The 13437-nt window shown below is 62.2% G+C and carries 7 protein-coding genes and 1 pseudogene; 5 read left to right on the forward strand and 3 right to left on the reverse strand.

The window, feature by feature from the left end:
- Positions 1-153 precede the first annotated feature (153 nt).
- The 4 genes and pseudogenes from LQV39_RS19130 (at position 154) to LQV39_RS19145 (ending at position 2402) form a co-directional block, all read left to right on the forward strand.
- Positions 154-363 carry a hypothetical protein gene (locus LQV39_RS19130; protein WP_230027729.1) on the forward strand — a complete coding sequence of 70 codons (210 nt, stop codon included), beginning with the start codon at positions 154-156 and terminating at the stop codon, positions 361-363.
- A 57-nt stretch (positions 364-420) separates the two neighbouring features.
- A complete protein-coding gene (locus tag LQV39_RS19135; protein WP_230027730.1) occupies positions 421-957 on the forward strand; it encodes a GNAT family N-acetyltransferase in 537 nt (178 codons plus the stop codon).
- Positions 958-1100: 143 nt separating this feature from the next.
- Positions 1101-1343 (forward strand): annotated as a pseudogene (locus tag LQV39_RS19140) (VpsR-related response regulator); the annotation flags it as partial.
- 150 nt (positions 1344-1493) lie between these two features.
- A complete protein-coding gene (locus tag LQV39_RS19145; protein ID WP_230027824.1) occupies positions 1494-2402 on the forward strand; it encodes a sigma-54-dependent Fis family transcriptional regulator in 909 nt (302 codons plus the stop codon).
- 33 nt (positions 2403-2435) lie between these two features.
- Here the strand turns inward: LQV39_RS19145 and LQV39_RS19150 are convergent, their stop codons facing one another.
- Together LQV39_RS19150 and LQV39_RS19155 are read right to left on the reverse strand one after the other, a co-directional pair.
- Positions 2436-5324, reverse strand: a complete 2889-nt coding sequence (locus LQV39_RS19150) for a molybdopterin oxidoreductase family protein (RefSeq protein WP_230027731.1) — start codon at positions 5322-5324, stop codon at positions 2436-2438.
- A 191-nt stretch (positions 5325-5515) separates the two neighbouring features.
- Complete coding sequence (locus LQV39_RS19155; protein ID WP_230027732.1) at positions 5516-7732, reverse strand: ATP-binding protein; 2217 nt, start codon at positions 7730-7732, stop codon at positions 5516-5518.
- A gap of 248 nt (positions 7733-7980) precedes the next feature.
- Here LQV39_RS19155 and LQV39_RS19160 point away from each other — a divergent pair, with 248 nt between their 5' ends.
- Positions 7981-10704: a PAS domain-containing protein gene (locus tag LQV39_RS19160; RefSeq protein ID WP_230027733.1), complete on the forward strand. Its 2724-nt coding sequence runs from the start codon at positions 7981-7983 to the stop codon at positions 10702-10704.
- A 342-nt stretch (positions 10705-11046) separates the two neighbouring features.
- Here LQV39_RS19160 and LQV39_RS19165 read toward each other — a convergent pair whose 3' ends face one another.
- A complete protein-coding gene (locus tag LQV39_RS19165; RefSeq protein ID WP_230027734.1) occupies positions 11047-13260 on the reverse strand; it encodes an ATP-binding protein in 2214 nt (737 codons plus the stop codon).
- Positions 13261-13437: the final 177 nt, after the last annotated feature.

A 13437-nucleotide genomic window follows, 5' to 3' on the forward strand; every position in this document is an offset into this window, starting at 1 on the left:
GATTTACGAACACGATCCGACAAATTGCTGCAATGTCAGATTTGCAAATTTGCAAATAAAACACAAAAACAGTGACTTGGATCGCAAACCTGAGAAATCACTTTAAGGGCTGGCCCGGCTTTGATAGCATCTTTCGCTCATTGGGAGGAAGGCATGGCTGAGCAGATCCATGATGATGCACGAACCGACCGCACGACGGCGTATTTTGTCGAACAAGGCTTGAAGCTGTGTGGCCGCCAGGGCGTGCATCCTGCATTGCTTTTCATGGAACAGGCCGGCGTGCCGCGTCCCGTCGCTCTGAGAGTCTTGTGCTCGCCCGACCATTTCAGGAAAGCACACGCAGCCAGTCCATCCCATGCCTGACTTCTGAACGGCAGCGGACCGATGGACGTTTGTGTGTTTTGAACCAGGAACTTGCACATGAGTTGGCACCCAGGGCGCAAAGTCGTGTTGTCCACCAATCGGTTCGTGCTGCGTGAATATACGCCGGACGACAAACAGCAATTCATCGATTACCAAACCGACCCCGCGTTTACCGTATTTCATCACCCGGATGAACTTGGCGCCGACCAGGCGGCCAAGGTATTCGAGATGTTCATTGGGTGGCAAGAAGAAGCGCCGCGCCGAAACTATCAGTTCGCGATTACCAAAACGGATGCGATAGAAAAGATCATCGGCAGTGGCGGCGTCCGCATGCATGGCTGCCAGGAAGGGGAGGCGGAGTTCGGTATCGAACTTGCCCATTCCTATTGGGGAAGGTACCGCTATGCGGAAGAGCTTGGAAACGCCCTGATCGATTGGGCGTTCACGCAGTTTCGGCTCTCCGCAATCGTGGTCGACACGGCCCTCGACAACGCGGCTGTTGCGCGTCTGGCCGATGCAGCAGGTTTTGTCCGGACGATCAGGTCAGACAAACAATGGTGGCGGCTGGAACGAGAGAGTTGGAATCGCCGATAACGCATTCGCGCACCGAATATTTTCCGGCACGTAACGGGCAGCCGTGTTCAAAAACAATCGTTATGCTTGCAATTAATTGCTTTGACACCGGGATGACGATGCCGCAAAAAAGGCTGTTGGTAATATCACCTGATTTGGCGCGTATGGCGACCAATCCCGCTGCTTGTTTGCCGGAGTGGGATGTCAGCCCTGTAAGAAGCCTGGCGGATGCGGCTCGTGAGTTGCGTCATCGCGAATATATTGTGGGTCTACTGGAATACCGCCGGCAGGAGCACGACATCGAGGAACTTCGCGCATTCCTGCGCCATCACAGTGGCCTGCAATGGCTCGGTATTTTCGAGGCGCGCGACCTCGAGCGCGACGTCTGCCGCGAGCTGATCGTCGAACATTTTTATGATTACCACACCGCGCCAGCCGATCCCGGTCGCCTCTCGCACGCCCTGGGCCATGCTCACGGTTGGGCGCTGTTGCAACAGCGCCAGCACGCGGCGCGCGATGGCGATACAGAGACGCCGCTGGTCGGGAGTTGCGAGGCGATGCAGCGCCTGCATGCGCAGATCGAGCGTGTTTCGAAAGTCCCGGCGCCGGTGCTGATCTGGGGCGAGAGCGGCAGCGGCAAGGAACTGACGGCGCAATCCATCCACACCAGGTCGCCGCGTGGCGGGGGGCCGTTCGTGGCGGTCAACTGCGGCGCGATCTCGCCGACGCTGATTCATTCGGAATTGTTTGGTTACGAGCGCGGCGCCTTCACCGGCGCTACCCAGGGCAAGGCGGGCTTGATCGAGTCCGCCGACGGCGGCACCCTGTTCCTCGACGAGATCGGCGACCTGCCGAAGGAATTGCAAGCCAACCTGCTGCGCTTCCTGCAGGAGCAGACCATTTGCCGGCTGGGCAGTACGCGCCAGATCCGGGTCGACGTGCGCGTGGTGGCTGCCTCGCACGTACAGCTGCAGGATGCCGTTGTGACGGGGACGTTCCGCGAAGATCTGTATTACCGCCTGGCGGTCCTGCCCCTCACCGTGCCGTCGCTGCGGGAACGCCGCGACGACCTGATTGCGCTGGCCGAGCATTTCTTCGACGTGTATGCGGCCGAGAAGGCGCCGGGCTTGCGCGGGTTCTCGGACCGTGCTTTCGCCGCCATCCTCGAGCACGACTGGCCCGGCAACGTCCGTGAGCTGATCAACCGCGTCCGGCGCGCAATGGTGATGGCCGACGGGCGCCTGATCGCCCCGGAAGACATGGGGCTCGCGCATAGCATTGCGATCCAGCCGCCCGCGGCGCTGGACGACACGCGCATGCGTTCGGAGCGCAGCGCGCTGCGCGATTGCCTGGACCGCAGCGGCCAGAATGTCAGCCGCGCCGCCCGTGAGCTGGGGGTATCGCGTACCACGATGTACCGGCTGCTCGATAAACACGGCATGCGGGCCGGCACCGAACTGCACTAAGGAATACGTGGCGATTCCACCGCCTGCGGCCTCTCAGGATGGCACCACCAGGGTCTGCGGCGCGGCCTGCCGTATGCGGCCATGCAGCCATTCCAGCTGGCGCGTGTTCTGATGGCGGATTTGCGTGATCGCCGCTTCGAATGCCTTGTCGTGCAGCGAGCGCGCGCCCTGTTCCAGGACGTCGAGCGAGATCATGCTTTCGTTGACCGCCAGCCACAGGTCGTGCAGGTCGCGCAGCATGTCGAAGCCGCCCTGTTTGCGCTTGACCAGCAGTGCCTCGTCCAGCCGCTCGGGCTCGCCTTCCTTGCGCTCGCCGTATTTCTGCACGAAGGGCTCGAGCGCGTCGGCCGAAGCGCGCGACCACTCGGCCTGCACATGGGATAGCGGGCCGATGTCGGGTTCGTCAGGATGGGTGCTGCGCAGCTGCTCGAAGCCCTTGGCGAGGCGGCGCGAGCTTTCCTGCAGCAGGCCAAGGTAGTCGGCCACGTGGGCGCGCTTCGGCTTGGCCTGCTGCATGCCCTCGACGAAGGCGTGTTTTATGGAGTGGGCGATGCCTCCCTTCGCTTCGATGCCGGGCTCGCCAGGCGCAGCCGGGTCCATCCGTTCGGGCTGGCGCAAGCTCGGCACCGCCACTTTCTCCAGACGCACGGCCGAATACTTGTAATGGGGCTGCTTGCTGACGGGGTCCCATTCGTAGATCGTCAGCTCGTTGGCCGCACGTGCGCGCTCCGGCTCGTCCCAGTAACCGAAGTGGAAGGAGACGAATACCTCGCCGGCGCCGATCCCGCCCACTTGCGCCTTGGCCTCGATGCTGCCGCGGCGGGAAGTCACCCGGACCCAGTCGCCGTCGGCGATGCCGAGCTGCGCCGCGTCTTCCGGTGCCAGCTGCACATGGTCGTCGGGGGCCGCCGCCGCCAGCGCCGGCGCGCGGCCGGTCTTGGTGCGGGTGTGAAAATGGTAGACCAGGCGGCCGGTGGTGAGGAAGTAGGGGTAGGCATCGTCGGGCTCCTCGAACGGCGGCATGTATTCGGCGCCCTTGAGGATGGCGCGGCCGGCAGGATTGGCGGCCTTGTATTTGACCGCCGGCACCGGCGCACCGGTGACGATGTCGTGGCCGAAGCTCTCGCATTCGTCTGCATCGGTACGGAACACGTGGTCCTTGTACAGCCGGTGCTCGCCTTCCGGATACGCTGCATTGCAGGGCCACGGGATGCCCGAGCCCTGGCTCAGCTTTTCGTAGGACAAGCCGGTGTAGTCGCAGAACTGGCCACGCGTGCATTCCTGCCAGGCTTTGAAGGCGCCTTCCGGCGTGCTCCACTTGATCAGCGGCGCGCCGTCCTTGTCCCTGAAATCCATGCGGCGGGCGAAATCGACGAAGATGTCGAGGTCCGAACGAGCCTCGCCCGGCGGCTCGACCGCCTTGTGGCTGATGTTGACGGTGCGGTCGACGTTGGTGAAGCAGCCGGTCTTTTCGCCCCATAGCGCAGCCGGCAGGACCACGTCGGCGAATTGCGCGGTCTCGGTAAGGAAGGCGTCCTGCACCACGACGAACAGGTCCGGCTTTTGCAGGATGTCGCGGATGCGCTGAAGGTTCGGCAGCGAGACCGCGGGGTTGGTGGCCTGGATCCACAGCAGATGGATGGAACCCGTTTCGCAATAGCGGAAGATCTGCATCGCGTGCGTTGGCGGGGTCCAGTGCGGGATGATGGCCGGATCGACGTTCCAGACCCGCGCCAGATCCTTGATGTGCTCGAAGTTGTTCCAGTTGCGGAAGGCTGGCAGGTCGCCGTCGGCGCCGCATTCCCGGGTGTTCTGCGCGGTCGGCTGGCCATTCATTTGCAGGATGCCGCAGCCGGGGCGCCCGATCCGGCCCAGGATCAGGTTGACGTTGTTGACCTGCACGGCCGCGGCTGTGGCCTGATTCGACTGGTAGACGCCCTGCAGGCAGCTGGACAGCAGCATCTTCGATGTGCCGATCATGTCGGCGGCGCGGCGCAGGTCGGCTGCCGGCACGCGCGAGATCTGCTCGACGCGCTCGGGGGGATATTCGGCGACCAGTTTTTTCAGATCTTCGAAGCCGACCGTGCGGTCCTCCACGAACGCATGATCCACGTAGCCGCCTTCGATCAGCAGGTGCAGCAGTCCGTTCAACACCGCGACGTTGGTGCCGATCTTTGGCGCCAGGTGCAAGTCGGCCTCGCGCGCCGTCATCGTGCTGCGCGGGTCGATCACGATCAGCTTGGGGGGATTCGCGTGGCGGCGCCGGTCCAGCACGCGCATCCACAGCACGGTGCCGGTGTTCGACATGTTGTGCCCGACCATCATGACGCAGTCGGTGGTGTCGACGTCGAAGTAGGAACCGGGCTGGCCGTCGCTGCCGAAGGTTTCCTTCAGCGCCGCGGCGGATGTGGCCGTACACAGGCGGGTGTTGCCGTCCATATGGGGCGTACCCAGGCCGGCCTTGCCGATCACCCCCAGGGTATAGTACTCCTCCAGGAAGAGCTGGCCGCTGGTGTAGAAACCGATGCCGCCGGCCGAATACGCGCGCCGGATCCTCTGGGCATTGTCGACGATCAGCAGCATCGCCTCGTCCCAGCTGGCCCGTTCGAGCCGGCCGTTGCGGCGTACCAGGGGATGGGTAAGCCGGTCCGGGCTGTTGTTGGCTTCCCAGCCATGCAGGCCCTTGGGGCCGAGGCGGCCGCGGTTGACGACGTCCTGCGCGCGTCCGCGCACGCCGACGATGCGGCCGTCCTTCACGCCGATATCGCAGCCACAGCCGTTCGAACACAGGACGCAGGCCGACTGCACCCAGTGGTCCGGGTCGGCGCTGGTGCGCTGGTCGACGCGCACCGGCCATTTGTCCTCGCCCTCGTAGGGCGTGCGTTCGCCCCAGATGTCGGCGATGCTGTCTCTCGACTCCATGTTCTCTCCAAAAAGACGATAGCGAAACGCAAATCACTAAAACATTTGTGAAAATGTTTTTTGTTGTCTAAAGATACCTGTCTTCAAGGAAGAGTGGCGCAAGACAAGCGTCGCGCATCGACGCTCGGCGGCTCTCGTGGGGACGGCATGATGACGTACATGCGCAGCGTTCAGCCCGCAATCGCTAGCGCTCACGCACACGCGCCCGCCAGGGCTTTCAAGGCGTCGTTCGTGAGGTAAGGCTTGGTCAGCACCTTGACCCCCGGCAGATCGATTGTTTCGTTGAAATAGCCGGTTGCCAAGACGATGGCGATCGCCGGATAGCGTTGCCGGACCAGCTGCGCCAACGCGACGCCATTCATCTCGCCAGGCATGACGACATCCGAGAACAGGATGTCGATGTCGGTTCCGTCTTCCAGCAGGCGCAGTGCCTCCTGCGCGTTTTCCGCACTCAGGACGGTCGCTCCATGGCGTTCCAGGATCGGCACGACGCTCTCGCGCACGAGGGGGTCGTCCTCGACGAACAGGACAGTGGCTCGCAGCTGAGGTGGGGCGCCGGTCGGGGCTACGCTCGCGGCAGGCCCCGGCACTACGTCGACGGCTTGGTGCGCGAGCTGCGGCAGCAGCAGGCTGACCGTCGTTCCTTGTCCCGGCTCGCTTGCCAGGAACAAGGTTCCGCGCGACTGGATCGCAAAGCCATAGGCCTGCGGCAGCCCCAGCCCGGTGCCTTTGTCCTGGGCCTTGGTCGTGAAGAAGGGGTCGGTTGCTTTGGCCATGACCTCCGGCGTCATGCCGACGCCGGTATCGACGACGTCGATGCGCACGTAGGTCCCGGCGGGCAGGGAAGCGACTTGCGCACTGTCGGCCTGCAGGAAGACGCGCAGCATGATCGTGCCCTTGTCCGCCAGCGCGTCGCGGGCATTCATCACCAGGTTCAGCAGGGCGAGCTCGAACTGGGTCAGGTCGATCCGGACACGCCCGAGCGCAGGCGCAATCTCCGTTTCAAGGCGTACGTCCGCCGGCAATCCGTTCTCGAGCATGGGCAGGACAGCCGCGATCGCCTCCGCGAGGGGCGTATCCTCGAAATACGCATCCTGGGTCTGTCCAAAGGCCCGCAGCCGCGCCACCAGCGCCGTGGCACGGTCGATTGCCCGCTTGCAGACGGCAAGCCGGCTCGGGAGCTTTTCCGGATTCGCCTCCAGGCCAACCAGCTGCAATGCGGCGGTGAGGGTCTGGAGGACGTTGTTGAAGTCGTGCGCCACACCGCCGGTCAGGCGTCCCAGTGCTTCCAGCTTCTGTGACCTCAACAGGGCTCGCTGCGCACGTTCGGTGGCCTCGATCGCTTCCGCGACCCGGCGTTCCATGTCGGCCTGGGCACCGCGCAGTTGCGCGCTGGCCTGGACCAGGGTCGCACTCACGGTGTCGAGCTCCGCGAGGCCGGACGAAAAACCGGCGACGGGATCACCGCGTCCCAGACGCTGGGCATCGTCCCGCAAGCGCCATACGGGCGCCAGGATGCGCCTGAGGTAGCGGCGTGTGAGGATGAGTGCACTGACGAGAATTAAAGCGATCAGCACCGTCAACAGCAGCGACACGCGCCTTGCGGGAGCTTCCAGCTCGGCTGAAGGCACGCTCAGGATGACCGACCATTGCGATTTTGGCGCGCGGTGGTAGAACGCCTTGACGCGCATGCCGTCGAGCGTCTTGCCGTCGTTGATGCCGCTCGTGACACCAGCCCGAATCGCCTTGAGAAGCGCACCGCTTGCGCTCTTGCCGACGTTTTCCTTGAAATTCCTGCTGCGAGCGATAACCAGGCCATCGCGGTCGACCACCGAGGCGATCCAGTTCTCCGGAAAACCCTGCCGGCTGATCAAGCCCTGAATCTCCGCGGCTTCCATACCGCGCGACATGTAATAGCGGAGCTCGCCATCGATTCGCACCGGGACCTGGACCGCGAAATCGTAGCGCTGGCCGAGTGGGGAAAAAAACAGATCCGAGACGATCGCACCGTCGGCATCGCCGGCGCGGCGCAGCGCCAGCAGGCGCGGGTTGATCGTGCGTGGAGACGCGCCCCATGGCAGGCGCGTATTCATCACCTGCATGCCGTCGAGCCCGCTCAGGATGATCGTGTTCTTGCCATTGTTCGAGAGGACCTTGGCCTGGGAATAAAAACGCTCCAGGTTTCCTGCAAGGAGGTCTGGGGACGCCGACAGCGCATGCAGGAAGGTTTCGCTATTCGCCAGTTCGCTGTCGACGAGCTGGGACAGCACGCGCGCCGCTTCCGACAAGGCGCGTTCCTGGGCGTCGCGTTCTTCGTCGAACACGAACGCGACCGCGATGCCGCCCGCGATCAGGGCCGGCAGCAGCACGGAAAGAACGAGCAGCACGAGGCGGGAACGGATAGTCATCTTGCCATAGAGAAAAGCAATCGTGGAGTATAGCTGTGTATTGTTACGCTCGCACGATGTCGCTGTATAACACCCAGGCGGGAGGGCGGTAGGGCCAGCCGCCGCACCGGCCCGGGCACTGCGCCTGGCCGGAAAGGAGACAGCTCTTCCAGGTTTCGGACTAACGATACCTGGCTTGCGGTAAAATCGTCATATGTTTACGGCTTCTATCGCTCTTCCGCGAAAATATTTAACGAAATTGAGTAACTATGTTGCCTGAACAGGAAACGCCATCCTGCCAAGCGCCCCAGCCACCCGGCTGGCAGCTTCTTGAGCTAAGCCTGGACTGTGTGAAGCTGCTGAGCGCCGACGGGCGCCTCGTGTCGATGAACAAGAACGGCCAGTGCGTCATGGAGGTCGACGACTTTGCAAAGGTCGCTGGCTTGCCCTGGAAATCGTTCTGGCCTGTCGAGAGCCACGCCGACATCGACCGCGCCCTGGCCGCCGTCCGGACTGGCGGCACGAGCAGTTTTCGCGCAAGTTGTCCGACTGCCAAAGGCGCGCCCAAATGGTGGGATGTCGTGGTCTCTGCCGTTCCGGGCAGCGTCAACGGCAGCGTCCTGGCGATATCGCGCGATATCACCAACGAGGTCACGGTGGCAGCCGAACGCGAACGCCTGCTTCGTGAAGTCCAGGCCGGCAACCAGCGCATGAACGACATCTTCCGGCAGGCGCCGGCATTCATGTGCGTCCTCGGCGGTCCGGATCATGTCATCGAGCTCGTGAACGAGCGCTATCTCCAGCTGGTCGGCAACCGGGATGTGGTCGGCCAGTCGATCCGCGACGCGGTACCGGAAGTGGCAGGCCAGGGTTATTTTGAACTTCTCGATCATGTGTACCGGACCGGCGAGACTTTCCACGGCAGCGACCTGAAGGTCATGTTGCAGCACAGCCCGGGCATGCCGCTCGAAGGGCGCTTTGTCGACCTGGTCTATATGGCCCTGCGCGATGCCGACGGCAGGATTTCCGGCCTGCTGGTGCATGGTGTCGATCAAACGGAACGCAAGCTGGCCGAGATCGAACTCTATGATAGCCGGGAGCGCTTCCAGAAGATCGTGAATCAGGCCGCAACCGGTGTGGTCGAGATGGACACCAGCGGGCGCATTACCTTCGCCAATCGCAAGTACGGCGATATGCTGGGGTACACGCCGGAACAGCTGTTGGGCAAGAGCGTAGCCGACGTCACCGCGCCCGATTCGCTGCAAAAGACGCTGGACACCGTGGGCAGGCTGATGGTCGACGGCATCGAGGCCAGTCTCGACAAGCATTACCTGCGCCAGGACGGCTCGATCATGCCGGCAACCAGCAGCCTGAATGCGCTGCGGGGCCCGGCTGGTGAATTCCATGGCGCCGTCGCCATTGTTCTCGATACGACGGAGAGCAAGCATGCCGCCGCCGAACTGCGCGCCAGCGAGGAGCGCTACAGGACCCTGTTCGACTCGATGGACCAGGGCTTCTGCATCGTCGAAATGCTGCTTGACGACGCGGGGGCGCCGGCCGATTACCGCTTCGTTGAAATGAACCCGATGTTCGAGCGAAACACGGGTTTGTCCAATGCGGTTGGCAAGACGGCGCTCGAACTCGTGCCGGGACTCGACCGTTTCTGGATCGACACCTACGGCGACGTCGCCCTGACGGGCGTGGCGACCCGCTTCGAAAGCGAGGCAGCGGCAATGGGGCGCTGGTTCGACGTGTATGCAACTCGCGTGGGCGAGCCTGGAAGCCTGCGCGTGGCGCTGCTGTTCTCGGATATCACGTCGCGCAAGCAGGCAGACGAACAGCTTCGGAAGCTGGCTGCCGATCTTTCGGAGGCAGACCGCCGCAAGACCGAGTTCCTTGCCACGCTTGCCCATGAGCTGCGCAATCCGCTGGCGCCGATACGCAATGGCCTGAGTGTGATGCGGCTTGGCAGCGACGACAGGGCTGCGGTAGCGAAGGTGCGGGGCGTGATGGAGCGCCAGGTCGGCTATATGGTGCACCTGATCGACGACTTGCTCGACGTCGCGCGGATCAGCGGCGGCAAGCTGGAACTCAAGAAAACGCAAGTGGATTTGAGAGAGGTGCTGTCAGGCGCAGTGGAAACCAGCCTGCCGATCATCGATAGCGGCAGGCACCGCTTGCAGGTCGATCTGCCTGGGGAAGCCCTCCTGGCGGAGGTGGACACGACGCGCCTAGCGCAGGTCGTGGCGAACCTGCTCAACAATGCGGCCAAATATACGCCGCCAGGCGGCACGATTTCGCTTGCCATGCGACGCGAAGATGACACTGCGCTTGTCTCGGTGAGCGACAATGGCGTCGGCATACCCGCTGACGCTCTGGAGAGCGTGTTTGACATGTTCAGCCAGGTGGGACGGAACCTGGACCGGTCCCAGGGCGGCCTCGGGATTGGACTATCGCTGGTGCGGCGTCTGATCGAGATGCATGGCGGCAGCGTTACCGCGGCCAGCGAAGGCGCTGGCGCAGGCAGTATCTTCACCCTGCGCCTGCCGCTATTGCCGCTGGAACCTGAAACGCTGGCGCCTGTCGCCGATGGCGCTGTCGATGCGGCGCCGGCAACGCCCGCAGGCATAGATATTCTCGTCGTCGACGATAACGTCGACGCAGCCAGTACGCTGGCGATGCTCCTCGAGCTCAACGGGCATGTGGTGCGGATGGCGCACGACGGCGTTGACGCCTTGGAGCTACTCCGGAGCTTCACGCCACAGCTGGTCTTCCTCGACATTGGCATGCCGCGCATGAATGGTTTCGAGACGGCGCGCGCCATCCGCCAGATTCCTGAGCTGAAAAATACCCGCCTGATTGCCCTCACCGGTTGGGGCGCCGATGACGACCGTAGCCAGTCGAAGGAAGCGGGTTTCGATTGTCATCTTACGAAACCGGTGCAGGTTGGGGATATCGACACGATACTTCAAGGACTGGGGCGGTCCCGGTAAGCGCAAAGCGAGGCGCCAACGGTTTGATACCGCGCATCGAACCCTGGACTTTAACCTCGAGCGGCGTCGGGAACAATCCTTTCGACCGCGGCATTCGTGTCCACCGTGGTTTTTATCAGGACTCCGCTCGAACTTGTGAAACATCGCACTGGTTCAATAGCGATCGCCAAGCCCTTGCTTGGCACCCTGTGAGTTCCATTATTGGCTTTTATACTTGCCCCTTCATCGGCACTTGCGTGGTCTTGCTGTTTCCTTCGCGTTCAGCGCCTGGCAGCCAATACGCTCTTTCGACTGCACCGATGGGAGTGTGTGACCTTTTGAAGCAGGTTGGCCGCGCTTTCCTCAACTAAGGCTACGGGCCTGGGCGATCTCTTCGTTCAGGAACCTGGTCACCTCGTCGATGTCGTAGGGCTTGCCTACCAGCCGCACCTTGGGCAGATCGATCCTGAGCTCGGTATGGCCGCTGGCGAGTACGACCGGCATGTGGGGGATACGCGCCCGGATCAGTCTCGCCAATTCCACGCCGTTGATTTGCCCGGGCATGACTACGTCCGAAAACAGCACGTCGAATTGCAGGCCGGACGCGACCGTTCGCAGCGCCTCGTCGGCGTCCGCGGCTTCCACGACACGAAAGCCCGCTTCCGCCAATCCCGGCGCGACCGCCGCCCGTATCAGCTGGTCGTCTTCGACAAATAAGACCGTGCCCGACCCATGGCTGATTTCTGCGGGGGCCACCGGTTCGCCGGTCGTCGTAAAGGCATCTTGCGCTGCCGGGAGATAAATCAGTACACGTGTCCCTTTGCCGAGCTCGCTGTCCAGCAAAAGAGTTCCGCCAGCCTGCGTCGCAAATCCGTAAGCTTGCGCAAGACCGAGACCGCTTCCCGTTTCAAGGCCCTTGGTCGTAAAGAAGGGGTCGATTGCATGGCTGAGCACATCAGGCGACATGCCGCTGCCGTTGTCGCTGATCTTGATGGCGATGTAAGGTCCGGGTTTCAATCCTGACGGCGGTAAGTCCAATAAGGCGCTAGTGACCGACAAGCGAATTTCGCCGCCGGATGGCATGGCATCCCTTGCATTGATGACGATATTAAGCAGGGCAAGCTCAAACTGAAGAAGGTCGATCGTGACCGGTAATCCGTCTTCTGAGCTATCCGATTTGAGAACAACGTTTGCTGGAAGAGCGTTCTTCAGTAATGGCATCACTGTCGCCAGCACGTACGGCACGCTGACAGTCTCGAGCCGGACATCCTGTACCCGGCCAAATGCCCTCAGCTGGGCGGTAAGCGCAGTGGCTTTACCTACTGCCCGCTGACTGGTTTCGCTCAGTCTTTTGATGGTCGAGAGATCGGTGCTCCTGTTAATCAGCTGGAGTGCCGAGGTAAGGGTTTGCAAGATGTTATTGAAGTCGTGTGCGATGCCGCCTGTAAGGCGTCCCAGCGCTTCCAGCTTCTGGGTCTGCAATAACGAGCGCTGGCTTCGCTCGGTAGCCGCGACAGCCTCCCTTACGCGCCGTTCCAGCTCGGACTGATGCCGCTGTACCTGCCCACTGGCTTCGGTGAGCGCTGCGCCCACGACATCGACCTCTTTCAATCCGGTGGCAGGCACCTGGATGCGCTGCCCGCTGCCGAGACGCTCGGCCGCTGAACGAAGCGACTCGATCGTACCGGCCGTCTTCCTGCCATAGGAATTCGCCACGGCGATGCCTATCCCTAGCAGGGCAACGATCATTCCGGTCAACACGAGTGCCGCGCGCCTGGCCGGCTCCTGGATTTCTTCGGTCGGCACCGAAATGGAAACGGTCCAGGATGATTTTGGTGCGCGATGCAGGAATGTCGTAACAGGAATGCCCTCAAGCGTTATACCCTCCTGGGCACCGGATTCCTCATGCGCGGCGACACGACGAAACAGGCTGTCCGTCGCGCGGCGTCCTGCGAAATTCGTCGAGTCGACACTGCGCGCGACGACAATGCCGTTCCTGTCGACGACTGTCATCAGCCAGCTTGTGCTCCGCCGCGCCTGCAACAATTTTTCGAACGAGGCTGCCTCGACAGCCATGGCCAGGCGATAGCGAAGTTCGCCCTTGATGAACACCGGGACGTCGACCGCGACATCCTTGCGTTTGGCGATGCCGCCAACAAACAGGTTCGACACCACTGTCTGCCCAGGGGTAGCGCGTGTCAGCGCCAGCAGGTCGCGATTTACCGCCGGCAGTTGGCGGCCTGGCGTTGCCCGTGTATTGACCAGCTGTTGTCCTTCGAGCGATGTCAGCACGATGGCTTTCGCGGATTCCGGTACGACCTCGCGCGCATAGTTCCTGAAGGTTTCCAGGTCGCCCTTACGGAGCGCTGGGGACTTCGACAACGCGAGTAATACGGCTTCTTTCGTCTGCACCTCATTGTCGACCAGTAAAGCAAGTGATCGAGCCGATTCGAGCATGCTTCGGTTGTAGTCCAGCTTCTCTTCCGAGTAAATGAAATGTACGGAATAAACAGCGGCCAGCCAGGCTGGAACCAGAATGGAGAGAGACAGAAGCAGCAGACGCGTGCGGATTTGCATAGCTTCGCAGTATAGCGACCAACACGCTTTTCCGGATTTCTTGTCGCGTTTGCTGTACCCAGGCCGATCCGATTGTTAGTAAATCCACGACTCACATGACCCAGACCCGGAAGGACGGGTCGAATAGTTTCAATGCCAGCTGTATTGGCGAATTGGCTGTAGAACGAGTTCGCTGTC

The sequence above is a fragment of the Massilia sp. Bi118 genome, from assembly GCF_918697865.1.
Lineage (GTDB): Bacteria > Pseudomonadota > Gammaproteobacteria > Burkholderiales > Burkholderiaceae_D > Telluria.

What these genes read in the sequence shown, in the direction of transcription:
- LQV39_RS19130 (WP_230027729.1), top strand. Translation starts at nt 154, where the DNA reads ATGGCTGAGCAGATCCATGATGATGCACGAACCGACCGCACGACGGCG.
- LQV39_RS19135 (WP_230027730.1), top strand. Translation starts at nt 421, where the DNA reads ATGAGTTGGCACCCAGGGCGCAAAGTCGTGTTGTCCACCAATCGGTTC.
- LQV39_RS19145 (WP_230027824.1), top strand. Translation starts at nt 1,494, where the DNA reads ATGCAGCGCCTGCATGCGCAGATCGAGCGTGTTTCGAAAGTCCCGGCG.
- LQV39_RS19150 (WP_230027731.1), bottom strand. Translation starts at nt 5,324, where the DNA reads ATGGAGTCGAGAGACAGCATCGCCGACATCTGGGGCGAACGCACGCCC.
- LQV39_RS19155 (WP_230027732.1), bottom strand. Translation starts at nt 7,732, where the DNA reads ATGACTATCCGTTCCCGCCTCGTGCTGCTCGTTCTTTCCGTGCTGCTG.
- LQV39_RS19160 (WP_230027733.1), top strand. Translation starts at nt 7,981, where the DNA reads ATGTTGCCTGAACAGGAAACGCCATCCTGCCAAGCGCCCCAGCCACCC.
- LQV39_RS19165 (WP_230027734.1), bottom strand. Translation starts at nt 13,260, where the DNA reads ATGCAAATCCGCACGCGTCTGCTGCTTCTGTCTCTCTCCATTCTGGTT.